This window comes from Pseudomonas sp. EB271-G4-1 (assembly GCF_058791355.1).
On sequence record NZ_JBYTEO010000018.1, the window covers coordinates 1 to 26,038 of the forward strand.

Genomic DNA, 26,038 nt, shown 5'->3' on the forward strand with positions numbered 1-26,038 from the left:
GTTTAGCCGCGCTGGGCCAGGGACGGCCCATCGCGGCGACCCACGGAGCAATGCCGGAGAGAGGGCATGCCGAGCCCTAGCGAGGGACCGAGTGGTGGGGCAAAGCCTTTTGGTGCCTTTTTGCTGGGCCGGCACTCCGGCGCTTGAAAAAGGGACTCGCCGTAAGGGCGAAACCATAAGCGGCCGTTACCGCAGCAATGGATATGTACGCAGTCAACAAAACATAGGTCGGCTATAAGGCCGCCTTCGCGAGCAAGCCCGCTCCCACAGTTTGATTGGAGTACATCTGCGGGATACAGGTCGGCTGTCAGGCCGCCATCGCTGCGATGCGGCGACCCGACAAGCCAGCTCCCACAGGTTTTCATCCGATGCCCAAGCCACAGCAAAGCAGAAACGATCAAAGCTCGAACCGCAACTCCGGCCAGATCGGCGACGTGCCGCGCTTTTGCGACTCAAGAATGGCCCGACACAACGAACACAGGCGCTGGTCCTGGAACACCCGGCGATCGACGTTCGACCAACGCGGTTGAGCCGGCAGCAGGCTGCCGCACAGGGTCCGGTCCGCCGAGCCGCCCAGCTCCAGTTGTCGGGTCACCAGGTGTACCCGCACTTCCTGGCAGGCGAACAGATCCAGCTGTTCGTCAGGCTCGATCAGTTGATAGGCATAAAGTGACCAGGCAGAACGCGGCATCGGGGGCTCCAAATCGGGGGCGCCACCTTAGCCGAAAGCCCGCTCCTAGAAAAGTGTCATAACAGTGGTTTTAGCGTAGGCCAGACATTTTCCAGCAACTTGTCCTGAGCCCCGGCTGCCGGGTGAATGCCATCGGCCTGCATCAGGTCCGGATGACCGCCCACGCCGTCGAGGAAAAACGGCACCAACGGGATGTTTTTCTCATCGGCCAGGTTGCTGTAGACGTCGGCAAAGGCCTTGGTGTATCGAGCACCGTAATTGGGTGGCAATTGCATGCCGAGCAACAGCACCTTGGCGCCCGCGTCCTGCGACTGCTGAATCATCGACGCAAGATTTTGTTGCAATTGTGTTGGCAGCAAGCCACGCAGGCCGTCATTGCCCCCCAATTCGAGGATCACCAACTCAGGCTTATGCTCTGCAAGCAGCGCTGGCAGGCGTGCCTGGCCGCCGGCACTGGTGTCGCCGCTGATGGACGCATTGATCACCTTATCGTCGAAACCTTCGCGCTTGAGCCGCTGCTCGAGCAACGACACCCACCCCAAGCGGGTATCCAGTCCGAAACCGGCGCTGATACTATCGCCAACGATCAGGACTGTACCCGCCGCTGCGTTCTGGGCCATGCACATCAAGGCCAGGCCAGCACTCAAAAACCACACACGCATCGGATTCTCCATGGGCGCAAGCATTCTCACCGCGAAGAACCTTAGCAAAGTGGTTCCCAGCGCGGAAGGTGAACTGACCATCCTGCACCAACTCAGCCTGGAACTGAACAAGGGCGACAGCCTGGCCATCGTCGGCGCCTCCGGTTCGGGCAAGTCCACCCTCCTCGGCCTGCTCGCCGGCCTCGACTTGCCGAGCAGCGGCGAAGTCACCCTCGCCGGCCAGGACCTGAGCAACCTCGATGAAGATCAACGTGCGCGCATCCGCGCCGAACACGTGGGTTTCGTCTTCCAGTCATTCCAACTGCTCGACAGTCTCAACGCCCTGGAAAACGTCATGTTGCCGCTGGAGCTCGATGGCCGCCAGGACGCCCGTGGCCGCGCCACCGAGCTGTTGCAACGGGTCGGCCTGGGGCAACGCCTGACCCACTCGCCACGCCAGCTCTCCGGCGGTGAACAGCAGCGCGTGGCGATTGCCCGGGCGTTCGCGGCCGAACCCGACGTGCTGTTTGCCGACGAGCCCACCGGTAACCTCGACAGCCATACCGGCGAGCGCATCAGCGACCTGCTGTTCGAACTCAACCAGGAACGCGGCACGACCCTGGTGCTGGTGACCCATGATGAACGCCTGGCACACCGCTGCCGGCGCCTGATCCGCCTTGAAGCCGGCCTGCTGGTCGCCCCTCTGGAGCCTTGATGGCACGCCTGCCGCTGTTGCGCCTGTTCAGTCTCGCCCTCCGTCAACTGTTGCGCGATGCCCGCGCCGGTGAACTGCGCGTGCTGTTTTTTGCCCTCGTGGTCGCGGTAGCGGCCAGTACCGCCATCGGCTATTTCGGCGCGCGCCTGAATGGCGCGATGATGTTGCGCGCCACGGAGTTTCTCGGAGCCGACCTGCTGCTCGAAGGCAGCTCGCCAGCGCGCCCCGAGCAAGTAAGAAGCGGTACCGAGCTTGGCCTCGAACACGCCCGGGTGGTGGAGTTTTCCAGTGTTATCGCCACGGACAACGGCATACAGCTCTCCAGCATCAAGGCGGCAGACGACGTCTACCCACTGCGCGGGGAACTGAAAAGCGCCCCTGCGCCTTTCGCCCCGGAAGAATCCGGCGGCGGGCCGAAACCCGGTGAGGCCTGGGTCGAGGCGCGATTGCTGACGGCGCTGGACTTGAAGATCGGCGACAGCATCGATGTCGGCATGAAAACCCTGAAGCTGGCACGGGTACTGACCTACGAGCCCGACCGCGCCGGCAACTTCTACAGCCTGACACCCCGGGTGTTGATCAACCTCAGTGACCTGCAAGCCACTGGCGTGGTGCAACCTGGCAGCCGGGTCAGCTACCGCGAACTCTGGCGCGGCGATGCCTCGGCCCTGGAGACCTATCGCCAACTGATCAAGCCCGGCCTGGCCGCCAACCAGCGCATCCAGGATGCCCGCGACGGCAACCGGCAGATTGGCGGCGCACTGGGCAAGGCCGAGCGCTACCTGAACATGGCCAGCCTGGTGGCGGTATTGCTGGCCGGGGTGGCCGTAGCGTTGTCAGCGACGCGCTTCGCCACCCGCCGCTTCGATGCCAGCGCGCTGCTCCGCTGCCTTGGCCTGTCCCGCCGGGAAACCATGGTGCTGTTCAGCCTGCAGCTGACCATACTCGGCCTGCTCGCCAGCCTCATTGGCGCCGCCATCGGTTGGCTGGCGCAACTGGGACTGTTTGCCCTGCTGCATGATTTGTTGCCGACCGACGTGCCACCGGGCGGCCTGTTCCCGGCCATCGCCGGTATCGGCACCGGACTGGTGGCCCTGGCCGGTTTTGCCCTGCCACCGCTGGCGGCGCTGGGTCGGGTTCCACCCTTGCGTGTATTGCGGCGGGACATGCTGCCGATACCCTCCAGCACCTGGATGGTCTACGGCGCCGCATTGGGTGCCCTCGGGCTGATCATGTGGCGCCTGAGCCTGGACTTGCTACTGACCTTCGCCCTGCTCGGCGGCGGCGTGGTCGCGGCACTGATATTGGGTGGCTTGCTGTTGCTGCTATTGAAAAGCCTGCGACGCCTGCTGGCTCGTGCCTCCCTGCCGTGGCGCCTGGGGCTGGGCCAATTGCTGCGTCATCCGCTGGCAGCCGCAGGGCAGTCCCTGGCATTCGGTCTGATCCTGCTGTCGATGGCGTTGATCGCCCTGCTGCGCGGCGAGTTGCTGGACACCTGGCAGAACCAGCTGCCCAGGAACGCACCGAACTATTTTGCCCTGAACATCCTGCCCGCTGACAAGCAGGCGTTTACCGACCGCCTGATCTCGTTGTCGGCGCAATCGGCCCCCCTGTATCCGGTAGTCCCCGGAAGGCTGATCAGCATCAATGGCGAACCGGTGCAGCAAATCGTCACCAAGGAATCGGCAGGCGACCGGGCGATCCAGCGTGACCTGAGCCTGACCTGGGCGGCAGACCTGCCTGCGGGCAACAAGATCACCGCCGGTCATTGGTGGCCAGAGCAACCGCCGGATGATATCCCCGGCGTGTCGGTGGAGGGCAAGGTCGCCGAAAGCCTGAAGCTCAAGCTCGGCGACCATTTGGTCTTTACCGTCGGCGGGGCCAATCGCGAGGCGAAAGTCACCAGCCTGCGGGAGATCAACTGGGATAATTTCCAGCCGAACTTCTTCATGATTTTCCAGCCAGGCACCCTGAAGGATTTGCCCGCCACCTACCTGACCAGCTTCTATCTGGCGGCAGGGCATGACCAGCAGATCGTCGACCTGTCGCGCAGTTTTCCGGCGGTGACGATCCTGCAGGTCGAAGCGCTGCTGGCGCAATTGCGCAGCATCCTCGCCCAAGTCACCCTGGCTGTGGAATACGTGCTGTTGTTTGTCCTGGCGGCAGGGATGGCGGTGTTGTTTTCCGGCCTGCAGGCGACCCTGGACGAACGCATCCGCCAGGGTGCCCTGCTGCGCGCACTGGGGGCCGAACGGCAACTGCTGGTGAAGGCACGACGGATCGAGTTCGGGTTGCTTGGCGCGGTGAGCGGCCTGCTCGCGGCACTCGGTTCGGAAGTCGTCAGCCTGGTGCTCTACCGCTACGCCTTTGACCTGCCCTGGCATCCGCACCCATGGCTGCTGGTGCTGCCGCTGATCGGCGCCGTGCTGATCGGCGGTGCTGGTGTGTTCGGCACCCGGCGCGCCCTGAATGCCAGCCCCCTGACAGTCCTGCGCGAGGGTTGATAGACTCAAGCGCTCCTGATTCGAAGAAAAGTTGCCATGAGCCGTTATCGCCCTCCCCGTACCGCCGGAACCGCGCTGATCACCCCTGAAGGTGAAGCGCGGATGCGCGCCGAGTTTCATGAACTGTGGCACGTACGCCGCCCCCAGGTGACGCAAGCAGTCAGCGAAGCGGCAGCCCAGGGCGATCGTTCGGAAAACGCCGAATACACCTATGGCAAGAAAATGCTGCGCGAAATCGACAGTCGCGTGCGCTTCCTGACCAAACGCCTGGAAGCCCTCAAGGTCGTCAGCGAAAAGCCCAGCGATCCGAACAAAGTTTATTTTGGCGCTTGGGTCACGATTGAAGACGAGGATGGCAAGCAATCACGCTATCGCATCGTCGGACCGGATGAACTGGACCTGAAACAGGGCTTGATCAGCATCGACTCGCCCTTGGCCCGCGCCCTGATCGGCAAGGCCCTGGACGCCGAAGTACGGGTCCAGACACCGACGGGTGAGCAGTGTGTGTACATCGTCGAGATCGACTATCCCTGAGGCTTCAACGGGCCTCAGCGACGGGTAATCAGCCCTTGCCGGGCGACGCGGGTCAGTTGCCTGATCATTTCCGGGGCGTCTTCGACGCTTGGCGACTGAATCACTGCCAGGTCAAAACTGTCCGCGGCAAAGCGCGCCAGGGATTCACCGTCTTCGACAAACTGGATCAGGAAAGCTGCTGGCCCACCGGTACGACGTGGCCAACCATCGAGATAACGCAGGAGCGTCGGCTGATGTTTACCGCCAAGCAGGATTTTTGGATTGCGCTGGGTGAGATGTGCCGTGATCGGCGCGGGACGTACAACAGGGCTTAGTGCATTCATCGAGTCGTGTCTCAGCCTCAAAAAGTCTGCATGGCAGGTGAGAGGCAACACCGAACCAGCGCTTTAGCGGTATTTCGAAGCCTGCTTCAAGCTTCTGTCGGTAACTCAATGAGTTACCTGGCGCCCCGCAAGTAGCTGTTTAAATCGGCGCATGGGCAGCATCCTAGAGAAGCTGACCGGACAGTGTCAAGAATGACGCACAACAAAAAAGGCTCGTCCAATCAAGCGACGAGCCTCCTTTCGAACAAGCCTTAGCCCTGACAGGGACTGCATCACAGCCGATCGCGAGGGATCCCGCTGCGAATTCGCAGGATATCGGCAAGTACCGCCAGGGCGATTTCCGCCGGGGTCTTGCTGCCCAGGTTCAGCCCGATGGGCGCATGGATCCGCGCCAGTTGCGCTTCACCCAGCCCACCAATGCGCCGCAAGCGCTCGAAGCGCTTTTGCGAAGTCTGCAGTGATCCCATCACGCCGATGTAGAACGCGTCGGTACGCACCGCTTCCATCATCGCCAGGTCATCGATGCGCGGATCGTGGGTCAGCGCCACCACCGCCGTGTCGCTGTGGCAGCCCCCGTCGGCGATGAACACCGAGGGCAATTGACGACGAATCTCCACGTTATCCAGCACCACGCCTTCCAGCACTTCGTCCCGCGGATCGCAAAGAATCACCTCGAAGCCCAGGCCTATGGCGAACTCCGCGCAGGCCTGCGCGACACTGGAGTACCCGGCCAGCAACAGGCGCTGTGCCGCGCCGATGCGCAGCCTGACGCGATCAATCTCGCGCTCGACGCGCACACCCTGCTCGCGATCATCGAACAGACTGCGCACGCCGCTGGCCAGGTCGACTTCACGGATCAGCCGGCGCCGGCCCAATAGTGCCGACTCCAGCTCCCGCAGATGCGCCTGCACCTCACAGACAGGCTCAAGCTTTTCCACCAGCACATCGAGCACTCCACCGCAGGGCAGGCTGACCCGCGAGCGCGGGTCATCGCCTTCGCCGTAGCGCACGACGCTGACCGCTTGCTCGAATGCACCTTCGGCGACGCGTTCGAGGAAGTCCTCCTCGACACACCCACCGGAAAGCGATCCGATCCACTGCCCGTCAGCATTCACCGCCAGCAACGAACCCGGCGCTCGAGGCGCCGAGCCGTAGGTGGCCAGTACGCTGCACAGCCACACACGCTGTCCGGCCGCCGACCATGCCAGCGCGCGCCGCACTACCTGCAGATCCAGATGCTGCATGTCAGTGCGCCTTGTGCTCGAGCGGCGGCGCGTCAGCCCGCAGCTTCTGCACATCGTTCAAGGCCAGGTCACCCGGTTGACCGCCCCACGCCTGGCGCAGGTAGTTCAACAGGTCCGCAAGCTGCTCGTCGGTGAGCTTTTGCGCGAAACCGGGCATGGGTTGCATGTGTTCGAAGCCGGCGAATTTCTGCTCGCCGATGCCATCGTCGATCACCCGAACCAGGTTGCGCGGATCTTCCAGGCGCAGGGTGGTATTGCCGCGCATGGCGACGGCAATATGCGGTTTGCCTTCGCCACCCGGCGCGTGGCAACCGGCACAGACGTTCAGGTAGTCCTGCCGACCGCGCTGTGCGCTGGCACTGAGCTGGTCCAGCGGGACGTCGGTCAAGACTTTCGCCGCTGGCGGCTGGTCGCCGAGGAGGAAGGTTGCCATCGCCGCCAGGTCCGGATCGCTGAGGCCCTGGGTACTGTTGTGGAACACCGGGAACATCTCGTTGAACATGGTGCCCTGGGCGCTCATGCCGTGCTTGAGGAACGAGCTCAGGTCCTGGTGATTCCAGCCACGGGCCGCCAGGTCAGTGGCCAAGAGACTTGGCGCCAGGTAGCCGTTGAGAATACCGCCGGTCATGCGTTTATCCTGCTGCATCGCACCCGGCAGACCGCGTGGGGTGTGGCATTCGCCACAGTGACCGAGCACGTCGACCATGTACTGGCCGCGCTTCCAGGCTTCGCTTTTGCCTTCGGTCGGAGCCAGCTTCACGTCCTTGCCGTACATCATGTTCCAGCCCATCAGGCCCAGGCGCACGTTGAACGGAAAACTCAGGCTTGTGACCGGCGCGGCGCGCTCAATCGGCTCGACGGTTTTCAGGTAGGCGTGGATCGCGTCGGAATCCTCACGCGGCACCAGGTGATACGAGGTGTAGGGCATCGCCGGGTACAGGTTGGCGCCATCACGTCGCTTGCCTTCGGTGAGCGCCGCGAAGAATTCATCATCGCTGTACAAGCCGATGCCGTGCTCTTTGCTCGGGGTGATGTTGGTGCCGTAGATCGTACCGAACGGCGAGACGATCGGCAGGCCGCCTGCATAGGGCGCGCCACCCGGTGCGGTGTGGCAAGCCATGCAGTCAGCCGCGCGGGCGAGGTATTCGCCGCGCTTGACCTGATCATCCGCCTGCGCCAGCAACACGGGCGCAGCCAGGCCGACCGCCAGGGTCAGGCGGGTAAGTAATTGCTTCATGCTTAGCCCTCCTTGACCAGGCCGAGATCGGTCAGCACGTTGCGCGTGGCGCTGTAGTAGCGCACGTATCCGGTGCAACGGCAGATGTGGTGACCGAGGCTGTCCTCGATGACTTTTTCCAGCTGGCTCTTGACGATCGGCTGACGCTGCAGCTTTTCCACCAGCACCGTCGCGGCATTCACGAAACCTGGCGCGCAGTAGCTGCACTGGAAGGCGAACTCATCGACGAAGCGCTGCTGGATCGGGTTCAGCTCGGTGACCTTGCCCTGCTCGTCACGGGTGGCATGACCTTCGATGGTCCGAACCTTCTTGCCTTCGAAATAGTGTGCGCCGGTGATGCAGGTGCGCACTTCTTCACTGGTGCCGTCGGGGTTGTCGACGATCACCACGCAGGCGTGGCAAATGCCTTGGCCGCAGCCCAGGCGCGAGCCAGTGAGGTTCTTGTACTCGTGCAGGTAGTCGATCATCGGCAGGTCATCAGGGATGTCCACCGGGCCGACGGATTGACCGTTGAGGGTCAGTTGAAGCGGACGGTTAGCCATTGAGGGCCTCCTTGATGCGTGCAGAAGTGATAGGCAGGTCGCGGACACGTTTGCCAATGGCGTGGGCCACGGCGTTGCCAATGGCACCGACCACCGGGATCATCACCACCTCGGCGATGCCCTTGGACGGATCGCTCGGCGACAGCGGCGGCAGGATCTCCGCGGTCTGTTTCCACACCGCCACGTGCCGCGCCATCGGCAAGCGGTAACGGTTGAAGTTCCAGTCGCCCTCCCCCGGTCCGCCTTCGTACAGCGGCATTTCTTCCATCAGCGCGTGGCCGATGCCCATGGCGATGCCACCTTCGACCTGGCCCTTGACCAACTCTTCCACCAGCACCCGACCGCACTCGACCCACGAGTGGTGATTGAGCACCGACACTTCGTTCGAACCCTTGTTCACCTTCACTTCCACCAGCGTCGCCACGGGGCTGTAGTAAGTCACCGCCGCGTTGTTCAACTGGGTTGGCGGATAGGCGATGTTCTGCCGATCCAGCAGATGGAAACCGGCGCTGCTCATCTGCGCTTTCTTCGCCTTCGGCGCACCGTCGCCGTACTTGACCGCCAGGCCATCGAGCGGCAAACGCTCACGCACACCGTCGATGCTGTACTCGGCCTCAGCCCAGCTCCAGCGGTTGAAGCCGTGCACCGTGGCACCGGTGACCAGGCCCCGTTCGTGGGCACGCTTGGCCAATACTGCGAACGGCAAGGGTTCCATGCCGTTGGCGGTGAGCTTGCCGTCGACCCAATGGGCGTCCTCGCGGCGCACCACGTAAGGGTTGGCCTGGCCGCCGTAGGGGCCTTGGCGCCAGATCTCCAGCGCCGCCGGCCACAGGCCGTGATTGAACAGCACGCGCGCCGCTTCACGGGTGGCGTGGCTGAAGTAATAGGCGGAGTTGGTCGCCGACGACGCCGACGCGACCTTGCCGACCCAGCGCGGGTTGCGCAGGAAGTTGTCCTGCTCGGCCTGGCTCATGATGTACGGGTTGCCGCCGCTGATCAGCTGCAATTCTTCCCATTCGGTTTCACCGGTCTTCACTTCGTGCGCCGGGCTGCCGAGGAAATCGGCCACTACCATCGCCTGCGAGGTGGACATGCCGGTACCGATTTCGATACCGATGTGGCGCAGGGTGATGCGACCGTCAACGGTGTATTCGATGCTGGCCATCGGCGCTTCGGAGCCGGTGCCGAAGTCTTTCTGGCAAATGGCGAAACCGACGCCATACCAGTGGTCCGGGTCCGCCGATTCGCGTTGTTGCTTGATCGCGTGACGGTTTTTCCAGACTTCGTTGACCGCGGCCTTGTCGAGAATCTCGTGCAGGCGCAGGGCACCGGCCGGGATCGCGCCCTGGGTGTTTTTCATGCCCGAACGCAGGGCGTTCTTGCGCCGCAGTTCAATGGCATCGACCCCGAGGCGATCGGCAATTTCATCGACCATCATTTCGGTGGCCGCCATGCTCTGCAACGTGCCGTAGCCGCGCATCGACCCGGCTTCCACCGCGCGCGAATGATAGGCGGTGACCTGCAGATCGTTCTGCGGCATGTAGTAGATCGACTGCGCCGCCGTGGCGCCTACTGCCGCTACCGACGGGCTGTAGTTGACCCGCCCGCCGCCGTCGACGCTCATCTCGGCGCGGAAGATCTTGAAGCTGTGGTCGGTCTTGTCCACCGCCAACTGATAGCGGATATCGAACGGGTGACGCTTGATGCCGCTCTGGAATTGCTCGTAGCGGTCGTTGGCCAGGCGTACCGGGACGCCGGCGCCGTACAACGCCGCCAAGGCCGCGTAGTAGACGAAAATGTTGTGGTCTTTCGAGCCGTAGCCGACGGTGTAGCCAGGGTGCATGTTCAGGTTCGCCAGGCCGAAACGCGACGGCGCGATCATCTTCGCGGTCTCGGTTGCGGTCTCCAGCGGGCACTGTGTCGCAACGACAAAGTGCAGGGTCTTGGTCACCGGGTCGTACCAGCCGTTGCCGTTGTCCGGTTCCATCGCCGCAGGTTCGATCGACGGGGTCTTGTAGCGCTCGTCGAACACCAGCCAGTTGTCTGGCGGCGTATCGATCTGCTGCTTCATGCGGTCGGCGTAGAACAGGCCGCGCTCGGTCAGGTTGCCGTGCAGGTTGGGCTGGGAATTCCACACCGGGCGACGGTTTTTCAGCATCGGAAACAGGATCGAGTCCTTGAGGCTGGCGAATTCGTCTTCGTCCGCCGAGGTAGCGCCGCCGACGCGCACGTAGCGAAAGCTGCCGTAGGGATCGCCCTCGTAGAACGGTACCTGGGCACCGTAACGAATTGCTTTGTCATTGAACTTGAGCTGAGCCTTGGCCTGGCGGAAACGTTCGAAGTCGTTCCAGATCAGGATCGCCACCGGGTGACCGATGAACATCGGCACCTTGCCGGCCGGCAACAGTGGGTCGGGGGCGTGCTCTTCGGGGAAGACGATGCCGTCCTTGACCAGGTCGTCGGCGGTGACGATGCGATCAGGCTGCAGGTCGGCACCAAGCCACGACAGGTCATAGCCGTCATAGATACGGTCGGCCTTGATGGTTTTCAGCAGCATGGCGTGGCCTTGCTGCTGCGGCCAGCCCGGCATGTCCTTGGCACGGATGTCGCGGGCAAAGACCTTGCTGCCGCAAACCTTGGACAAGGCATCGTTACGGGCCCGCGCCTTGCCGTTGTTACCAAGCCATTGCTCGGACGGCACGGTGACGCTGTTTTCCATCAAGGCTGCCAGCGCCTGACTGCTCAGCGGTGCAAGCGTCACGCTCACACCCGCCACCAGCCCGCCCTGAAGGAACGAGCGCCGGGATATTTCACGGTTGGACATGGATCATCCTATGGGCGGTCATGGAGGCCACCCTTCTGGTTATGTTCTGGAAATCTCGAGTCGTGCAGAAGCCCCTTTTGACGATGCAAGGGGCCGTGATGACAATGCGAAGCTGACCGAAAGGTTAACTTTAAAGGTTTATTCGCTCGCGGAAAACAAAAAACTGACCAGGAAATCAAAAAACCGCGACTTTTCGACGCAGCAGATCGATGAACAACCCCAGCTCCCGACTGATGTGCTCACCCTTGCGCAGCAGCAAGCCGAACGGAGCCAGTTGCACATCGAGCTCAACCGGTAGCGCCACCACCAGGCCCATTTTCAGGTAGTCGCGTAACGCGGTCTCCGACAGGACCATGATCGCGTCGGTCAGTTGAATCAGCTGCTGCATCGAATACACCGAGCTGCATTCGATGATGTCGGCCGGCAACGGCAAGGCCAGGCGCTGCAGGGCCTGATCAAGACCAATACGCGCCGGGCTGGTTTCCGGTTGCAGGATCCACGGCCAGCCGCTGACCAGCTCCGCCATCTGCAGTTTCTTGCGCCGGGCCAACGGGTGGCCGGCATGCACCACCACCAGCAAGCGTTCGTTGCCCAGTTGTTCGAAAACGTAATGCTCGCTGTCGGTGGCGGCATTGCGCCGGGCGATGGCGAGGTCAATGCGGCCCTGCTCCAGCAATTGGATCACCTGGTCGCTGGTGTCGCCCATGATGCGAATGCGCAGCTGCGGGTTAAGCGCCTTGATCTCGGCAATCGAATCCATCACCAGGTCCGGCGCCGCGCCCATGATGGTACCGATCGAAAGATAGCCGTAACCGCCCTGTTGCCGCGCTATCAGATCCTCGGCGCAGCGGTCGAGGCCACTGAGGGCCGATTCGGCAAAGCGAACCAGCTCCTGGCCCAGCGCTGTCGGTCGCATGCCCCTGGGTAACCGCTCGAACAGGTCGCAACCGAACATGTCTTCGATTTCATGGAGCATACGGGTGGCAGCCGGTTGCGACATGTTCAGGCTTTGCGAGGCACGATGCAGGTTATGGCTCGAATTGAGCGTCACCAGCATGTGCAGGTGCTTGTAGCGCAGGCGGTTGAGCAGACTGCGCGAGATGGTTGGCGTGGTCATGGAGGGCCTTGTTATCGATACCTTAAAGGTATCAGTTGTGAGCTAGATTCGATTTGTAACGCATCGATAAGCGGCCGTACAGTCTTCCCCATAAGAACAAATGCCCTACCAAAGGAAAACCGCGATGAAGACTCTACCCGCGCCCCTGCTCGCCAAGATTTCCTGGCGGCTGCTCCCGTTCCTCCTGCTGATGTACATCATGGCCTTCCTCGACCGCGCCAACGTCGGGTTCGCCAAGCAAGCCTTCCAGGCCGACACCAATATCAGCGACGCCGCCTTCGCCTTCGGTGCCGGGGTGTTCTTCGTCGGTTACGCGCTGCTCGAAGTGCCGAGCAACCTGATCCTGCACCGCGTCGGCGCCCGTCTGTGGATGTGCCGAATCATGGTCACCTGGGGCCTGGTCTCCGCGGCCATGGTCTTCGCTCACACTGAAACCAGCTTCTACATCCTGCGATTCCTGTTGGGCGTGGCCGAAGCCGGATTCTTCCCCGGCGTGATCCTGTACCTCACCTACTGGTTCCCCAGCGCCGTGCGCGGCAAGGCCATGGGATTTTTCTACTTCGGCGCGCCGCTGGCCTTCATCTTCGGCAGTCCGTTGTCCGGCCTGCTGCTGGAACTGGACGGCTTTGCCGGTTTCCACGGTTGGCAGTGGCTATTTGCCGTGGAAGGCCTGATGGCCACGGCGGTGGGCATCTGGGCCTACTTTTACCTGGACAATCGCCCGGCGGACGCCAAATGGTTGACCGTCGAGGAACGCCAACAAGTACAGAGCCTCCTCGACCAGGAAGACAGCCACAAACAGAACCACGGCCGCAGCCTGCTCAACGTGATCTGCCAGCCGTCGGTGCTGTACCTGTGCCTGATCTACCTGCTGATCCAGGCCAGCGTCTACGGCGTGGTGTTCTACCTGCCCACCCAGGTCGGCGGGTTGCTGGGCACCAAGGTCGGGCTGATGGTCGGGCTGGTCTCGGCGATTCCCTGGATTTGCGCACTGGTGGCGGCTTATCTGATTCCTGGCTACAGCGACCGCACCGGCGAACGCCGCCGCACTGCCAGCCTGACCCTGCTGATGGCCGCCGCCGGTATCGCCTGCTCGGTAACCTTCAGCAGTCCGTTCCTCGGCATCGTCGCCCTGTGCTTCGCCGCATCCGGTTTCATCGCCGTGCAACCGGTGTTCTGGACCTTCCCTTCCAGCTACCTCGCTGGTAGCGCCGCGGCGGCCGGGATCGCCCTGATCAACTCGTTCGGCGCCCTCGGCGGCTTCATCGCCCCGGTGCTGAAGAACTGGGCCGAAGGCGCCTTCCACTCTCCGGCAGCCGGCCTGTACCTGCTGTCCGCTACTACCGTCATCGCCGCGTTGCTGGTGCTGGGCGTGCGTTCGCCCGGCCATGAAGCTTCGAATAAACCGGCCACTGTTTAAACCTGAGGAGTCACACCATGGGCATTCCAACCATCAAACACGTACGCGCTTTCACCCTGCGAGGCGGTGGCGCGGATTATCACGATCAGGCGGACGGCCACTGGATCGACGATCACATTGCCACTCCAATGAGCAAATATCCGGAGTACCGCCAAAGCCGTCGCACCTTTGGCATCAACGTACTCGGCACCCTGGTGGTGGAGATTGAAGCCAGCGACGGCACTGTCGGTTTCGCCGTGACCACGGGCGGCGAACCGGCTGCCTACATCGTCGAGAAACACCTGGCGCGGTTCCTCGAGGGCGCGAAAGTCACCGACATCGAAAAGATCTGGGACCAGATGTACCAATCGACCCTGTATTACGGGCGCAAGGGCATCGTGATCAATACGATCTCCGGCGTCGACCTGGCGCTGTGGGACTTGCTCGGCAAGATCCGCCAGGAACCGGTGCACCAGTTGCTCGGCGGTGCGGTACGCGATGAATTGCAGTTCTACGCCACCGGCGCCCGCCCGGACCTGGCCCAGAAAATGGGCTTCATCGGCGGCAAGATGCCGTTGCACCACGGCCCGGCCGAAGGCGAGGAAGGCCTGCGCAAGAACCTCGAAGAACTGGCGACCATGCGCGAACGGGTCGGCCCGGACTTCTGGTTGATGCTCGACTGCTGGATGAGCCTGGACCTCAACTACGCCACCAAACTGGCGGTCGGCGCCCACGAACACGGCTTGAAGTGGATCGAAGAAGCCCTTCCGCCAGACGATTACTGGGGCTACGCCGCCCTGCGCAACAACGTGCCCAAAGGCATGCTGGTGACCACCGGCGAACACGAAGCAACCCGCTGGGGCTTCCGCATGCTGCTGGAGATGGGTTGCTGCGACATCATCCAGCCGGATGTCGGCTGGTGCGGCGGCCTCACCGAACTGGTGAAGATCTCGGCCCTGGCCGACGCCCACAATGCCTTGGTCATTCCCCACGGCTCGTCGGTGTACAGCTATCACTTCGTTGCCACCCGGCATAACAGCCCGTTCGCCGAATTCCTGATGATGGCGCCCAAGGCGGACGAAGTGGTGCCGATGTTCCATCCGCAATTGCTCGGCGAACCGGTACCGGTCAACGGGCGCATGCGCCTGTCGGCACTCGACCAGCCCGGATTCGGCGTGACCCTCAACCCGGAATGCCAACTGCATCGGCCGTATAGCCGCTGAGCCAGGAGTTCGTGATGAACATGCCGCACAACACTTTCAAGGCCGCACTGAAAAAAAATGCGCCCCAATATGGCATCTGGGCCGGGTTCGCCACGGGCTACGCCGCCGAGATCGTCGCCACCACCGGTTATGACTGGATGTTGATCGACGGCGAACACGCGCCGAACACCGTGCCCGGCGTACTCGCCCAGTTACAGGCTGTGGCGCCCTATGCCACCGCACCCATCGTGCGCGCCGTGAATGGCGATGCCAGCCTGATCAAGCAATTGCTGGATATCGGCGCGCAAACGCTGATGATCCCGATGGTCGAGACCGCCGAGCAAGCCCAGGCCCTGGTTCGCGCCATGCGTTATCCGCCCCACGGCATTCGTGGCGTCGGCGGTGGCCTGACCCGCGCCACGCGCTGGGACGGCGTGCCGGACTATCTGGCTACCGCCCACGAACAGCTATGCCTGATCGTGCAAGTGGAATCGCGGCTCGGCGTGGAAAACGTCGCCGCCATTGCCGCCGTCGAAGGCGTCGATGCGGTATTCATCGGGCCGGCGGATCTGTCCATTGGCCTGGGCCATGCCGGCGATCCCGGCCATCCGGACGTTCAGGAGCGCATTCAATACGCGGTCGACGCGACGCTGGCGGCCGGCAAGGCCTGCGGCATCCTCGCGCCGAATGAAGCAGACGCGCGCCGCTATCAGGACTGGGGCTGCCAGTTCATCGCCGTGGCGATCGATATCAGCCTGTTGCGCCACAGCGCCATGGCCACCCTCGCCCGTTACCGCACACCGGCTACCGAACAAGCGCCGTCGCGCACCTACTGATCAGCCCAGGAGTCGCTCCATGTCATCCGTGCCTGTTTACCAAAACTTCATCAACGGCCAGTTCGTGGCCAGCGCTGCCCACCTCGATGTGATCAACCCGGCCACCGGCGCCCTGCTGTCGAAGGTGCCAGCGTCGAATGCCGAAGATGTCGATCGCGCACTCGCTGCTGCACGCACCGCGCAAAAGGACTGGGCGCGCAAACCGGCGAATGACCGCGCCGGCTACTTGCGCCGCATCGCTGCCAAACTGCGGGAAAACGTGGCGCACCTGGCGCGCACCATCACCCTGGAACAAGGCAAGATCAGCGCCCTGGCCGAAGTCGAAGTCAACTTCACCGCCGACTATCTCGACTACATGGCCGAGTGGGCGCGGCGCATCGAAGGTGAAATCATCACCAGCGACCGCCAGGATGAAAACATCTTCCTGTTCCGCAAACCGCTGGGCGTGGTGGCCGGGATCCTGCCGTGGAATTTCCCGTTCTTCCTGATCGCTCGCAAGATGGCCCCGGCGCTGCTCACCGGCAACACCATCGTCATCAAGCCCAGCGAAGAAACACCGAACAACTGCTTCGAATTCGCACGATTGGTCGCGCAAACCGACTTGCCACCCGGCGTGTACAATGTGGTCTGTGGCGATGGCCAGGTCGGTGCCGCACTGAGCGCGCACAAGCGCGTGGACATGATCAGTTTCACTGGTAGCGTCGCCACCGGTTCACGGATCATGGCCGCCGCGGCGCCGAATATCACCAAGCTCAATCTGGAACTGGGTGGCAAGGCCCCGGCCATTGTTTTGGCGGATGCCGACCTGGAGTTGGCGGTAAAGGCCATTCGTGATTCGCGCATCATCAACAGCGGCCAGGTGTGCAATTGCGCCGAGCGGGTCTATGTCGAGCGCAAGGTGGCCGATCAATTCATCGAGCGCATCGCCACCGCCATGAATGCCACCCGTTATGGCGACCCGGTTGCGCAACCTGATGTGGAGATGGGCCCGCTGATCAATCGCCAGGGCCTGGACAGCGTCAATCGAAAAGTCCGTACGGCATTGAGCCAGGGCGCGAGCCTGATCAGTGGCGGGCAGATTGCCGACCTCCCACACGGCTTTCACTTTCAGCCTACCGTTCTGGCCGGCTGCCACGCCGATATGGAGATCATGCGCGAGGAGATCTTCGGTCCCGTGCTGCCAATCCAGATCGTCGACGACCTGGATGAAGCCATCGCCCTGGCCAACGACTGCGACTATGGCCTGACCTCGTCGATCTACACCCGTGACCTGAGCAAGACCCTGCACGCCATGCGCGAGCTGGATTTTGGCGAAACCTACGTCAACCGCGAGAACTTCGAAGCGATGCAGGGTTTCCATGCCGGGGTGCGTAAATCCGGGATCGGCGGTGCGGATGGCAAGCATGGGTTGTATGAGTACACCCATACCCACGCGGTGTATCTGCAAGGCTGAAAATCGGGCGGTGCTGCTGATGCCGCCTTCGCAAGCAAGCCCGTTCCCCCATTGGATCTGTATTTTTACATTGATTCAATGAACAACACTCAACCCTTGCGGGTACGGGCTTCCGCTCAAATTTCAGACACAAAAAACCCCGGCCTTTCGACCAGGGTCTTTGCTATCGACGCGAAGTAAAGCAGTGGCTTTCTTCGTAGCTCCAAGGCGTTCAGTGGGCCTCGGGGCAGATATGGCGCAGCGGACGGGACTCGAACCCGCGACCCCCGGCGTGACAGGCCGGTATTCTAACCGACTGAACTACCGCTGCGTATCGCTGTGGACTTGCGTCCAGGTAACTCGTTTGGTCGAAAGCTTCGGTGCTTTTCAACCGCGAACCGGATGAATCCGATTCGTTGAATATGGCGCAGCGGACGGGACTCGAACCCGCGACCCCCGGCGTGACAGGCCGGTATTCTAACCGACTGAACTACCGCTGCGCGTCGGTGGAGGCATCTCAGCCTACCTCTTGCTTTCGCAAGTTTCTCGGGAGTGGTGGGTGATGACGGGATCGAACCGCCGACATTCTGCTTGTAAGGCAGACGCTCTCCCAGCTGAGCTAATCACCCGTTTGCATCTCCGAGGCCGCGAAATTTACGCAGGTAGCGAACCTAAGTCAATAGCAGGATTGAAGTTTTTCTGAAAAAGACAAAATTCTTTCAATCGATACCGTGTCGACCGCTTTCGCGAGCAGGCCCGCTCCCACAGTGGATAGCACTTCCAATGTGGGAGCGAGCCTGCTCGCGAAGACGATGGCGCACTCAACATCAATGCCCGGCTCGCCCTACTCGCTGTAGATCATCTTCTTGGTCATGCCGCCATCGACCACGAACTCCTGGCCGGTGACAAACCCGGCGTTCTTCGACAGCAGCCAGGCCACCATCGCCGCCACGTCCTCGACTGTCCCTACCCTGCCCGCCGGATGCTGGGCATGGTCGGCATCGGTCAGCGGCTCGGCACGGCGCACCGACGGGTCCCGCGCATCGATCCAGCCAGGGCTGACCGCATTGACCCGAATCTCCGGGCCAAGGCTGATGGCCAGCGCGTGAGTCAAGGCCAGCAGGCCGCCCTTGCTCGCGGCGTAGGCCTCGGTATCGGGTTCCGACTGTGCAGCACGGGTCGAGGCCAGGTTGACGATCGCCCCGCTATGGGCCCGCAGGTACGGCGCACAGTGCTTGGCCAACAGCATCGGCCCACTGAGGTTCACCGCCAGTACCCGGTTCCAGTAAGCCAGGTCGAGGCTTTCCAGGGTGATGTTGTGCGGATCGGCAACCGCGGCATTGCACACCAGCGCGTCCAGGCGCCCGAACTGCCCCAGCACCTCGGCAACACCCAGCGCCACCTGCCCTTCGTTCGAGACGTCCATGGCGATGAACCAGGCGTTGTCGCCCAGTACCTTCGCCACTTTCGACCCGCGCACCCGGTCCAGGTCCGTCAGCACCACCTGCCAGCCTTCGCTGATCAACCAGGCCGCAATTCCCAGGCCAATGCCCCGCGCCGCACCAGTCACCAGTGCCACGCGGCCATTGGTGCCCGATGGCGTGGACAACTCGATCACAGGGCAGCCAAACCGCGCGCCAGGTCGGCTTGCAGGTCTGCCACGTCTTCCAGGCCGACCGCAATGCGGATCAGGCTGTCACGAATGCCCGCAGCCTCACGCTCTTGCGGCGCCAGGCGGCCGTGGGAGGTGGTGCTCGGGTGGGTGATGGTGGTCTTGCTGTCGCCCAGGTTGGCAGTGATCGAAATCAGGCGGGTCGCATCGATAAAGCGCCAGGCGCCCTCTTTACCGCCCTTGACCTCGAAACTCACCACCGCACCGAAGCCCTTTTGCTGACGCAGGGCCAGCTCGTGCTGTGGATGGCTCTTGAGGCCGGCGTAATGGACTTTCTCGATGCCGTCCTGCTGCTCCAGCCATTCGGCCAGTTGCTGGGCGTTGGCGCAATGGGCCTTCATCCGCAGATTGAGGGTTTCCAGGCCCTTGAGGAAGATCCAGGCGTTGAACGGGCTCAAAGTCGGCCCGGCGGTGCGCAGGAAGCCGACCACTTCTTTCATCTGCTCGCTGCGTCCGGCCACGACACCGCCCATGCAACGGCCCTGGCCGTCGATGAACTTGGTTGCCGAGTGCACGACGATGTCCGCACCCATTTTCAACGGCTGTTGCAGCGCCGGGGTGCAGAAGCAGTTGTCGACCACCAGCATCGCGCCCTTGGCGTGAGCGATTTTCGCCAGTTCGGCGATATCCACCAGCTCAGCCAACGGGTTGGACGGCGATTCGACGAACAGCAATTTGGTGTTGGCCTTGATCGACGCATCCCAGCCGGACAAATCCGCCAGGGGTACGTAGTCGACTTCGATGCCGAAGCGCTTGAAGTACTTCTCGAACAGGCTGATGGTCGAGCCGAACACGCTACGCGACACCAGCACGTGATCGCCGGCACTGCACAGGCTCATCACAACCGTCATGATCGCAGCCATGCCGGTGGCAGTGGCCACGGCCTGCTCGGCGTTTTCCAGGGCGGCAATACGCTCTTCGAAGGCGCGTACGGTGGGGTTGGTGTAGCGCGAATAAACGTTACCCGGCACTTCCCCGGCAAAACGCGCGGCCGCATCGGCGGCGGTACGGAATACATAGCTCGAAGTGAAGAACATCGGATCACCGTGTTCGCCTTCCGGCGTACGGTGCTGACCGGCACGAACGGCCAGGGTATCGAACGCTACGCCTTCGAGGTCGCTGTCCAACCGACCGGCATCCCAATCCTGACTCATGCTGTCACTCCTTTCCCTATTCTCGTAAATTAAAAGCCAGATACAAAACCGGCCCCTCAGGGCCGGTAGTTACTCAGTTGTTGTACAGATCGATGATCGCGCTGACTGCCTGGGTCTTGACCTTGGAGGCATCGTTACGCGCCTGCTCGATCTTGTTCAGGTAAGCCTCGTCGACGTCGCCGGTGACGTACTGGCCGTCGAACACCGCGCAATCGAACTTGTCGATCTTGATCTTGCCGCCACCGACCGCTTCGATCAAGTCAGGCAAGTCCTGATAGATCAGCCAGTCGGCACCGATCAGGTCCGCAACGTCCTGGGTCGAACGGTTGTGGGCGATCAGCTCGTGGGCGCTCGGCATGTCGATGCCGTAGACGTTCGGGAAACGCACGGCCGGGGCTGCGGAGCAGAAGTAAACGTTCTTGGCGCCTGCTTCGCGTGCCATCTGGATGATCTGCTTGCAGGTGGTGCCGCGCACGATGGAATCGTCCACCAGCATCACGTTCTTGCCGCGGAATTCCAGCTCGATGGCGTTGAGCTTCTGGCGTACGGATTTTTTCCGTGCCGCCTGGCCCGGCATGATGAAGGTGCGGCCGATGTAGCGGTTCTTCACGAAACCTTCGCGGAACTTCACGCCCAGGTGGTTCGCCAGCTCCAGGGCCGCGGTGCGGCTGGTGTCCGGGATCGGGATGACCACGTCGATGTCGTGATCCGGACGCTCGCGCAGGATCTTCTCGGCGAGCTTCTCACCCATGCGCAGGCGGGCCTTGTACACCGACACGCCGTCGATGATCGAGTCCGGACGCGCCAGGTAGACGTGCTCGAAGATGCAAGGGGTCAGGGACGGGTTGGTTGCGCACTGACGAGTGTGCAGCTTGCCGTCTTCGGTGATGTAGACCGCTTCGCCCGGTGCCAGGTCGCGAATCAGCGTGAAACCGAGCACGTCCAGGGACACGCTCTCGGAGGCGATCATGTATTCGACGCCTTCGTCGGTGTGACGCTGGCCGAACACGATCGGACGGATGCCGTGGGGGTCACGGAAACCGACGATGCCGTAACCGGTCACCATGGCCACGACCGCATAGCCACCGACGCAACGATTGTGCACGTCGGTGACGGCAGCAAATACGTCTTCTTCAGTCGGCTGCAGCTTGCCGCGCTGGGCCAGCTCGTGCGCGAACACGTTCAGCAGTACTTCCGAATCGGAACTGGTGTTGACGTGGCGCAGGTCAGATTCGTAAATCTCCTTGGCCAGTTGTTCAACGTTGGTCAGGTTACCGTTATGCGCCAGGGTGATGCCGTAAGGCGAGTTGACGTAAAACGGTTGAGCTTCGGCCGAGGTCGAGCTGCCCGCGGTCGGGTAGCGCACATGGCCAATGCCCATGTGGCCGACCAGGCGCTGCATGTGACGCTGATGGAACACGTCACGCACCAGGCCATTGTCCTTGCGCAGGAATAACCGGCCATCATGGCTGGTCACGATACCGGCAGCGTCCTGGCCGCGGTGCTGGAGGACGGTTAGCGCGTCATACAGCGCCTGATTGACGTTCGACTTACCGACGATACCGACGATGCCACACATGCGACGCAACCCCTACTTAATGGATCTGAACTGAACAACACTCACTGAGGCGTTTTGGCCATCGGCAAGAGCTGCTCCTTGAACGGAATATCAGCGGGTACGCTGATACCGCTGGCAAGCCACTGACTGCTCCACCCGAGAATCAGGTTTTTGGACCAATCTGCGACCAATAGAAATTTTGGCACGAGCTGCGACTGTTTCCACCACTCGTCCTGTTGTACCGGCCCCAGGCTCAACAGCCCGACCGCCACGACCACCAGCAGCACGCCACGCGCTGCGCCGAAAGCCATGCCGAGGAATCGATCGGTCCCGGACAACCCGGTGACGCGAACCAACTCGCCGATAAGATAATTGATCATTGCGCCTACGATCAGCGTGGCGACAAACATGATGGCACAGCCCGTGATTATACGAGCCGATGGGGTTTGGATATATCCGACGAGGTACTCGGACAATGAGCCACCGAACATCCAGGCAACGGCTCCTGCGATGATCCAGGTCACCAGCGACAGTGCTTCCTTGACGAAGCCGCGGCTCAGACTGATCAAAGCGGAGATGGCGACGATTGCAACGATCGCCCAGTCAACCCAGGTAAATGGCACAGTGCAGCCTACAGACGGATAAGGCGGCGCATTTTAGCAGAGCCCATGCTTATCGGTAAGCTGCGATTGTCAGTGCATTTCAAATCGCGGCGATAGATTTAGCCACGCTCTGGTTGAAAGCGCACGACAAACCCCTTGAGGTTCTGCTGGCGGTTCAACAGGTCACGCAGGCGATCAGCCTCTGCACGCTCGATCAGTGGCCCGACAAACACGCGATTCTTGCCGTCGGCTGTGCGGATATAGGCATTATAACCCTGGCTGCGCAGGTTTTTTTGCAGCTTTTCCGCGCTTTCGCGATTGGCCAGGCTGGCCAATTGCACCGACCAACTGACCGACAGGCCATTGGCGTCGACGCGGCTTTGGCTGGTATCCGGCTTGCCGGGTGCGGCGCTGATCGGTTGCGACGGTGGCGTGGCGGGCTTGGCCGCCAGCGCCGGAACAGGGGCTGGCGCAGGGGGCGGCGTGACCGGCTTGGCGGCGGGTGCCGGAGCGACAGGCGCAACCGGTGCAACCGGCGCTTCCTGCTGGGCGATTTCTTCGTCGCTCGGCACAGGTTCCTGCGGCAGGGCCTGGGGCTCAGGCACCACCACGGACTCCACCTGCACTTGCGGCATCGCCGGCGCTTGTGGCGCGGCCGGAGCCTCGACCTCCACCTGGCGCTGTTCATCCTGGCGAGAAAACAGCATCGGCAGGAAAATCACGGCCAGGGCGACCAGGACCAGGGCACCGACCATGCGTTGCTTGTAAGCCTTATCCAGCAATGCCATTTGCCGCTTCCTCCGTGGAGTGCCGGGCCAGCCACTCAAGGGCCTCGGCAACACAATAGAATGATCCGAACAACAGAATCTCGTCGTCACTCGTCGCCTGCGCACACTGCCCTTCCAGAGCGGTGGCCACACTATCATACGACGTCACCGAAGCACCGCGCTTGTCCAGCGCTTCACGCAAGTCGGTCACCGGTCGCGCCCGGGGCGAATCCAGCGGCGCGACTGCCCAATGCTCGACACTAGCACTCAATTCGCCAATGACACCCTCCAGATCCTTGTCAGCCAGCAACCCGAATACCGCCAGACGCTTGCCCGCCGGTGGACGACTGGCCAGGCGCCGGGCCAGATACTCTGCGGCATGGGGGTTATGCCCCACATCCAGCAACAAATTGAGGCGCTTACCCTGCCAGTCGAACTGCCGGCGATCGAGTCGACCCACTATCCGCGTCGCTTGCAGCGCCTGGACAATCTGCGCGTTTACCCAAGGCAACCCGAGCAACAGATAGGCTTGCAGCGCCAGGGCGGCGTTTTCCATCGGCAGGTCGAGCAGCGGCAGGTCGTGCAATTCGACCACTTGCCCCCTGGCATCGACGCCGCGCCATTGCCAATGCTGATCGGTAACACCCAGGTCGAAATCGCGCCCACGCAGGAAAAACGGGCAATTGAGCTCGCGCGCCTTGTCCAGCAGGGGTTGCGGAGGATTCAAGTCGCCGCAGAGCGCAGGCGCGCCCTGACGGAAGATGCCGGCCTTTTCGAAGGCCACGGACTCGCGGGTATCACCCAGGTAATCCGCATGATCCACGCCAATACTGGTGACCAACGCCATGTCGGCGTCTACCACATTGACGGTATCCAGGCGCCCGCCCAGACCCACTTCCAGGACCACGGCGTCAAGCCCGGACTGTTGAAACAGCCAGAACGCCGCCAGGGTCCCCATCTCGAAATAGGTCAGGGAGGTATCGCCGCGACCGGCTTCGACCGCAGCAAAAGCCTGGCAAAGCTCGGCGTCAGTGGCTTCGACGCCATTGACCTGCACCCGCTCGTTGTAACGCAGCAGGTGCGGAGAGCTGTAGACACCGACGCGCAGGCCCTGCGCCCGCAGCAATGAAGCCACGAACGCACAGGTAGAGCCCTTGCCATTGGTGCCGGTGACCGTGATCACCCGAGGCGCCGGCTTGCCCAATCCCATTCGGGACGCTACCTGCTGCGAGCGCTCAAGCCCCATGTCGATGGCCGAAGGGTGCAACTGCTCAAGGTAGGCGAGCCACTCGCCAAGGGTACGTTCGATCATAGGTTGGCAGGTACCGGTGGAACCACGACTGGCTCGATTGGCGCAGCGACGAACTTCGGCGTCGGCAGGCCCATCATTTGCGCCAGCAGGTTACCCAGGCGCGGACGCAGCTCCTGACGGTGAATGATCATGTCGATCGCGCCGTGCTCCAGCAGGAACTCGCTGCGCTGGAAGCCTTCGGGCAGTTTTTCGCGAACGGTTTGTTCGATCACGCGCGGACCGGCAAAGCCGATCAGGGCCTTGGGCTCGCCGACGATCACGTCGCCCAGCATCGCCAGGCTGGCGGAAACACCGCCGTAGACCGGATCGGTCAGCACGGAAATGAACGGAATGCCTTCTTCACGCAGACGCGCCAGCACCGCGGAGGTCTTGGCCATTTGCATCAGCGAGATCAGGGCTTCCTGCATCCGCGCGCCACCGGAGGCGGAGAAGCAGATCATCGGGCAGCGTTTTTCCAGCGCGTAGTTGGCCGCGCGCACGAAGCGCTCACCGACGATGGCGCCCATCGAGCCGCCCATGAACGAGAATTCGAACGCCGATACCACGACAGGCATGCCCAGCAGGGTGCCGCTCATCGAGATCAGCGCGTCTTTTTCGCCAGTCTGCTTCTGCGCCGCGGTCAGGCGATCCTTGTACTTCTTGCCGTCGCGGAACTTCAGGCGGTCAACCGGCTCCAGGTCAGCGCCCAGCTCGGTACGACCTTCGGCGTCGAGGAAAATGTCGATGCGCGCGCGCGCGCCGATGCGCATGTGATGATTGCACTTGGGGCAAACGTCCAGGGTTTTTTCCAGCTCCGGACGATACAGCACAGCCTCGCAAGACGGGCATTTGTGCCAAAGACCTTCAGGCACCGAGCTCTTCTTGACCTCGGAACGCATGATCGAAGGGATCAGTTTGTCTACTAACCAGTTGCTCATGCTTTCTTTCTCCAGTACCGGCGGCCCGAACGCTCTGGTTCGCAGCCCCGCGTATGCCCTTGAGCTAAATTCATGTGTGCGGCGATGTTCGATGGGTGCCGGGTCAGTGCAGCGTGACCTGCGTACAACCCATCAATCCTCAGCCGTTTTGTACAGTGCAGTGGACGGCGGCAGTCTGCCAGCCGTCACATCAAGCTGCCACGGACTGCCTTGATAAACGCCTGAATCTTTGCGTGATCCTTGATGCCCTTGCTCGACTCTACCCCGCCACTCACATCCACGGCATAAGGTCGAACCCGCGCCACCGCCTCGGCGACGTTTTCCGGAGTCAGGCCGCCCGCCAGGATAATCGGCTTGTTCAAGCCTTGCGGTATCAATGACCAGTCGAACGCCTGGCCGGTTCCACCGGGAACACCTTCGACATAGGCGTCGAGCAAAATACCGCTGGCACTCGGATAAGCAGCGCAAGCGGCCGCGATATCATCCCCCGCCTTGACCCGCAGCGCCTTGATGTAAGGACGATGCCAGCCCTCGCAATCCGCTGCACTTTCATCGCCATGGAACTGCAGCAGGTCCAGTGGTACGGCGTCGAGGATTTCTCCCAGCTCGCAGCGGCTGGCGTTGACGAACAAGCCCACGGTGGTGACGAACGGCGGCAACGCCTTGATGATCGCGCGCGCCTGCTGGAACGTCACGCCCCGCGGGCTCTTGGCGTAGAACACAAAGCCGATGGCATCGGCCCCGGCCTCGACCGCCGCCAACGCATCTTCTATGCGGGTAATCCCGCAAATCTTGCTGCGAACGGCTGGCATGTC

The 26,038-nt window shown here is 62.3% G+C and carries 23 protein-coding genes and 3 tRNA genes; 7 read left to right on the forward strand and 19 right to left on the reverse strand.

Going from position 1 to position 26,038, the window contains the following annotated elements:
- Positions 1-397: 397 nt before the first annotated feature.
- Together AC3WWR_RS11380 and AC3WWR_RS11385 are read right to left on the reverse strand one after the other, a co-directional pair.
- Positions 398-691, reverse strand: coding sequence for a hypothetical protein (locus AC3WWR_RS11380; RefSeq protein ID WP_008055299.1), 294 nt, complete (start codon positions 689-691; stop codon positions 398-400).
- Between the two features lie 56 nt (positions 692-747).
- The gene (locus AC3WWR_RS11385) at positions 748-1,353 is read right to left on the reverse strand and encodes an arylesterase (RefSeq protein ID WP_020795463.1); all 606 of its coding nucleotides are present in this window, start codon (positions 1,351-1,353) and stop codon (positions 748-750) included.
- Positions 1,354-1,363: 10 nt separating this feature from the next.
- On the opposite strand from AC3WWR_RS11385, the gene AC3WWR_RS11390 reads away from it, so the two are divergent.
- The 3 genes from AC3WWR_RS11390 to greB are packed head-to-tail and all read left to right on the forward strand — an operon-like array spanning position 1,364 to position 5,085.
- Complete coding sequence (locus AC3WWR_RS11390) at positions 1,364-2,047, forward strand: ABC transporter ATP-binding protein (protein ID WP_020795464.1); 684 nt, start codon at positions 1,364-1,366, stop codon at positions 2,045-2,047.
- Complete coding sequence (locus AC3WWR_RS11395; RefSeq protein ID WP_020795465.1) at positions 2,047-4,551, forward strand: ABC transporter permease; 2,505 nt, start codon at positions 2,047-2,049, stop codon at positions 4,549-4,551. The genes AC3WWR_RS11390 and AC3WWR_RS11395 overlap by 1 nt, the downstream gene beginning before the upstream one ends.
- 36 nt (positions 4,552-4,587) lie before the next feature.
- The gene (gene greB / locus AC3WWR_RS11400) at positions 4,588-5,085 is read left to right on the forward strand and encodes a transcription elongation factor GreB (RefSeq protein ID WP_020795466.1); all 498 of its coding nucleotides are present in this window, start codon (positions 4,588-4,590) and stop codon (positions 5,083-5,085) included.
- Positions 5,086-5,099: 14 nt separating this feature from the next.
- Here the strand turns inward: greB and AC3WWR_RS11405 are convergent, their stop codons facing one another.
- The 6 genes from AC3WWR_RS11405 to AC3WWR_RS11430 all read right to left on the reverse strand — a co-directional run bounded on the left by AC3WWR_RS11405 (position 5,100) and on the right by AC3WWR_RS11430 (position 12,372).
- Positions 5,100-5,408 carry a hypothetical protein gene (locus AC3WWR_RS11405; protein ID WP_020795467.1) on the reverse strand — a complete coding sequence of 103 codons (309 nt, stop codon included), beginning with the start codon at positions 5,406-5,408 and terminating at the stop codon, positions 5,100-5,102.
- A gap of 272 nt (positions 5,409-5,680) precedes the next feature.
- Positions 5,681-6,652, reverse strand: a complete 972-nt coding sequence (locus AC3WWR_RS11410; RefSeq protein WP_033042444.1) for an XdhC family protein — start codon at positions 6,650-6,652, stop codon at positions 5,681-5,683.
- 1 nt (position 6,653) lies between these two features.
- Positions 6,654-7,889: a c-type cytochrome gene (locus AC3WWR_RS11415; RefSeq protein ID WP_020795469.1), complete on the reverse strand. Its 1,236-nt coding sequence runs from the start codon at positions 7,887-7,889 to the stop codon at positions 6,654-6,656.
- Between the two features lie 2 nt (positions 7,890-7,891).
- Positions 7,892-8,431: a (2Fe-2S)-binding protein gene (locus AC3WWR_RS11420; RefSeq protein WP_007982256.1), complete on the reverse strand. Its 540-nt coding sequence runs from the start codon at positions 8,429-8,431 to the stop codon at positions 7,892-7,894.
- Positions 8,424-11,255: a xanthine dehydrogenase family protein molybdopterin-binding subunit gene (locus AC3WWR_RS11425; protein WP_489325782.1), complete on the reverse strand. Its 2,832-nt coding sequence runs from the start codon at positions 11,253-11,255 to the stop codon at positions 8,424-8,426. The genes AC3WWR_RS11420 and AC3WWR_RS11425 overlap by 8 nt, the downstream gene beginning before the upstream one ends.
- A 175-nt stretch (positions 11,256-11,430) precedes the next feature.
- The gene (locus AC3WWR_RS11430; RefSeq protein WP_033042449.1) at positions 11,431-12,372 is read right to left on the reverse strand and encodes a LysR family transcriptional regulator; all 942 of its coding nucleotides are present in this window, start codon (positions 12,370-12,372) and stop codon (positions 11,431-11,433) included.
- A gap of 124 nt (positions 12,373-12,496) precedes the next feature.
- Here AC3WWR_RS11430 and AC3WWR_RS11435 point away from each other — a divergent pair, with 124 nt between their 5' ends.
- From AC3WWR_RS11435 to aldA, 4 genes are read left to right on the forward strand one after another with little or no spacing between them, the layout of a single operon-like run.
- The gene (locus AC3WWR_RS11435) at positions 12,497-13,792 is read left to right on the forward strand and encodes an MFS transporter (RefSeq protein WP_020795473.1); all 1,296 of its coding nucleotides are present in this window, start codon (positions 12,497-12,499) and stop codon (positions 13,790-13,792) included.
- 17 nt (positions 13,793-13,809) lie between these two features.
- Positions 13,810-14,994 (forward strand): L-rhamnonate dehydratase, encoded by a 1,185-nt coding sequence (gene rhmD / locus AC3WWR_RS11440; protein WP_020795474.1) that lies wholly within the window; start codon positions 13,810-13,812, stop codon positions 14,992-14,994.
- 14 nt (positions 14,995-15,008) lie between these two features.
- Positions 15,009-15,809 (forward strand): HpcH/HpaI aldolase family protein, encoded by an 801-nt coding sequence (locus tag AC3WWR_RS11445; RefSeq protein ID WP_020795475.1) that lies wholly within the window; start codon positions 15,009-15,011, stop codon positions 15,807-15,809.
- Positions 15,810-15,828: 19 nt separating this feature from the next.
- Positions 15,829-17,262 carry an aldehyde dehydrogenase gene (aldA, locus tag AC3WWR_RS11450; RefSeq protein ID WP_492598706.1) on the forward strand — a complete coding sequence of 478 codons (1,434 nt, stop codon included), beginning with the start codon at positions 15,829-15,831 and terminating at the stop codon, positions 17,260-17,262.
- A gap of 233 nt (positions 17,263-17,495) precedes the next feature.
- Here the strand turns inward: aldA and AC3WWR_RS11455 are convergent.
- The 11 genes from AC3WWR_RS11455 to AC3WWR_RS11505 all read right to left on the reverse strand — a co-directional run bounded on the left by AC3WWR_RS11455 (position 17,496) and on the right by AC3WWR_RS11505 (position 26,035).
- A tRNA-Asp gene (locus AC3WWR_RS11455) sits at positions 17,496-17,572 on the reverse strand.
- 92 nt (positions 17,573-17,664) lie between these two features.
- Positions 17,665-17,741: transfer RNA gene (locus tag AC3WWR_RS11460), tRNA-Asp, on the reverse strand.
- Positions 17,742-17,794: 53 nt separating this feature from the next.
- Positions 17,795-17,870 (reverse strand) — tRNA-Val (locus AC3WWR_RS11465).
- A gap of 215 nt (positions 17,871-18,085) precedes the next feature.
- On the reverse strand, positions 18,086-18,859 hold the full coding sequence (locus AC3WWR_RS11470; protein ID WP_020795477.1) for an SDR family oxidoreductase: 774 nt from the start codon (positions 18,857-18,859) through the stop codon (positions 18,086-18,088).
- Complete coding sequence (locus AC3WWR_RS11475; protein ID WP_492598707.1) at positions 18,856-20,067, reverse strand: O-succinylhomoserine sulfhydrylase; 1,212 nt, start codon at positions 20,065-20,067, stop codon at positions 18,856-18,858. The genes AC3WWR_RS11470 and AC3WWR_RS11475 overlap by 4 nt, the downstream gene beginning before the upstream one ends.
- Positions 20,068-20,140: 73 nt before the next feature.
- Positions 20,141-21,646, reverse strand: a complete 1,506-nt coding sequence (purF, locus tag AC3WWR_RS11480; RefSeq protein WP_020795479.1) for an amidophosphoribosyltransferase — start codon at positions 21,644-21,646, stop codon at positions 20,141-20,143.
- Positions 21,647-21,687: 41 nt separating this feature from the next.
- Positions 21,688-22,248: a CvpA family protein gene (locus AC3WWR_RS11485; RefSeq protein ID WP_020795480.1), complete on the reverse strand. Its 561-nt coding sequence runs from the start codon at positions 22,246-22,248 to the stop codon at positions 21,688-21,690.
- A 98-nt stretch (positions 22,249-22,346) separates the two neighbouring features.
- Entirely contained in the window at positions 22,347-23,015 is a 669-nt protein-coding gene (locus tag AC3WWR_RS11490; RefSeq protein WP_492598708.1) for an SPOR domain-containing protein, read from the reverse strand.
- Entirely contained in the window at positions 22,999-24,306 is a 1,308-nt protein-coding gene (gene folC, locus AC3WWR_RS11495) for a bifunctional tetrahydrofolate synthase/dihydrofolate synthase (RefSeq protein ID WP_033039311.1), read from the reverse strand. Before folC ends, AC3WWR_RS11490 begins: the two co-directional genes overlap by 17 nt.
- Positions 24,303-25,223: an acetyl-CoA carboxylase, carboxyltransferase subunit beta gene (accD, locus tag AC3WWR_RS11500; RefSeq protein ID WP_020795483.1), complete on the reverse strand. Its 921-nt coding sequence runs from the start codon at positions 25,221-25,223 to the stop codon at positions 24,303-24,305. Before accD ends, folC begins: the two co-directional genes overlap by 4 nt.
- Before the next feature lie 185 nt (positions 25,224-25,408).
- The gene (locus tag AC3WWR_RS11505) at positions 25,409-26,035 is read right to left on the reverse strand and encodes a phosphoribosylanthranilate isomerase (RefSeq protein WP_020795484.1); all 627 of its coding nucleotides are present in this window, start codon (positions 26,033-26,035) and stop codon (positions 25,409-25,411) included.
- Between the last annotated feature and the right edge of the window lie 3 nt (positions 26,036-26,038).